This is a genomic window from Streptococcus sp. HMSC071D03 (assembly GCF_001812125.1).
Taxonomy (GTDB): domain Bacteria; phylum Bacillota; class Bacilli; order Lactobacillales; family Streptococcaceae; genus Streptococcus; species Streptococcus pseudopneumoniae_N.
On sequence record NZ_KV807718.1, the window covers coordinates 38620 to 40188 of the forward strand.

A 1569-nucleotide genomic window follows, 5' to 3' on the forward strand; every position below is an offset into this window, starting at 1 on the left:
AGGACGATTCAGACTTGCTTAAGGGTCAAACCCGAGTTCTCCAGGCAGGAGTAACAGGTGAGCGTACCATCTTAACCGAGGTTACGACTGTCGATGGCAAGGAAACTCGCAAGCAGGTCTCTAATGAAGTTACGACCGCGCCCGTTACCGAAATTATCGCAGTAGGTACCAAGGTAGAATCCACTTCAATTCCAAGCGAAGGTGCTCCAAGTCTTGTTGAAGATAAACCAGAATTGGAAGTTACGACAGAAGCAGTTGCCTATGAAACTCTTCATCAGGACGATCCAGACTTGCTTAAGGGACAAACCCGTGTCATCATAGCAGGAGTAGCAGGCGAACGCACTATTTTAACGGAAGTGACGACTGTAGATGGCAAGGAAGTCCGTCAAGTCAAATCTAATAGTGTTACCCGAGAACCAGTTACCGAAATCATCGCAGTAGGCACCAAGGTAGAATCTACCTCAATTCCAAGTGAAGGTGCTCCAAACTTGGTCGAGGTGAAGCCAGAGCTTGAAGTGACGACAGAAGCAGTTGCTTACGATACTCTTCATCAGGACGATCCAGACTTGCTCAAGGGTCAAACCCGTGTCATTCAAGCAGGAGTAGCAGGTGAGCGCACTATTTTAACGGAAGTGACGACTGTAGATGGCAAGGAAAATCTCAAGTAGGTCTCTAATGAAGTTACGACCGCGCCCGTTACCGAAATCATAGCAGTAGGTACTAAGGTCGAATTCACTTCAATTCCAAGCGAAGGTGCTCCAAGTCTTGTTGAAGATAAACCAGAATTGGAAGTGACGACAGAATCCGTTGCCTATGATACTATTCATCAGAACGATCCAGACTTACTTAAGGGCCAAACTCGTATTATCCAAGCAGGCGTAGCCGGTGAGCGTACTATTTTAACGGAAGTTACGACCGTAGATGGCAAGGAAGACCGCCAAGTCAAATCTAATAGTATTACCCAAGAACCAGTTACCGAAATCATCGCAGTAGGCACTAAGGTAGAGTCCACTTCTATTCCAAGCGAAGGCACTCCAAGATTGGTAGAGGTGAAACCAGAACTTGAAGTTACGGCAGAAGCCATTGCTTATGACACTATTCATCAGGACGATCCAGACTTGCTTAAGGGTGAAACCCGCCTTGTCCGAGCAGGGGTTGTAGGCGAGCGCACGATCTTAACGGAAGTCACGACTGTAGATGGTAAGTAAGACCGCCAAGTCAAATCCAACACTGTAACCTTAGAACCAGTTTCTGAAATAATCGCAGTAGGCACTAAGGTAGACTCCACCTCAATCCCAAGTGAAGGTACTTCAAGCTTGGTCGAGGTTAAGCCAGAGTTAGAGGTGACGACAGAAACCGTTGCCTATGACACTCTTCATCAGGACGATCCAGACTTACTTAAGGGTCAAACTCGTGTTGTTCGAGCAGGCGTCGCAGGTGAGCGCACGATCTTAACGGAAGTGACGACTGTAGATGGCAAGGATAATCGCAAGCAGGTTTCTAATGAAGTGACGACCGCGCCCGTTTCCGAAATTATCGCAGTAGGTACTAAGGTAGACTCCACCTCAA

3 protein-coding genes are annotated in these 1569 nt (G+C 47.4%); all 3 read left to right on the forward strand.

The features are described 5' to 3' along the window. Positions 1-668 (forward strand): G5 domain-containing protein (locus tag HMPREF2837_RS11385; RefSeq protein ID WP_186823196.1); only part of this gene is annotated, 668 nt, incomplete at its 5' end. 123 nt (positions 669-791) lie between these two features. Continuing rightward, positions 792-1208, forward strand: coding sequence for a G5 domain-containing protein (locus tag HMPREF2837_RS02860; protein ID WP_152901834.1), 417 nt, complete (start codon positions 792-794; stop codon positions 1206-1208). Between the two features lie 108 nt (positions 1209-1316). Next, the coding region (locus tag HMPREF2837_RS02865; protein WP_186823197.1) for a G5 domain-containing protein at positions 1317-1569 on the forward strand (253 nt) is incomplete at its 3' end.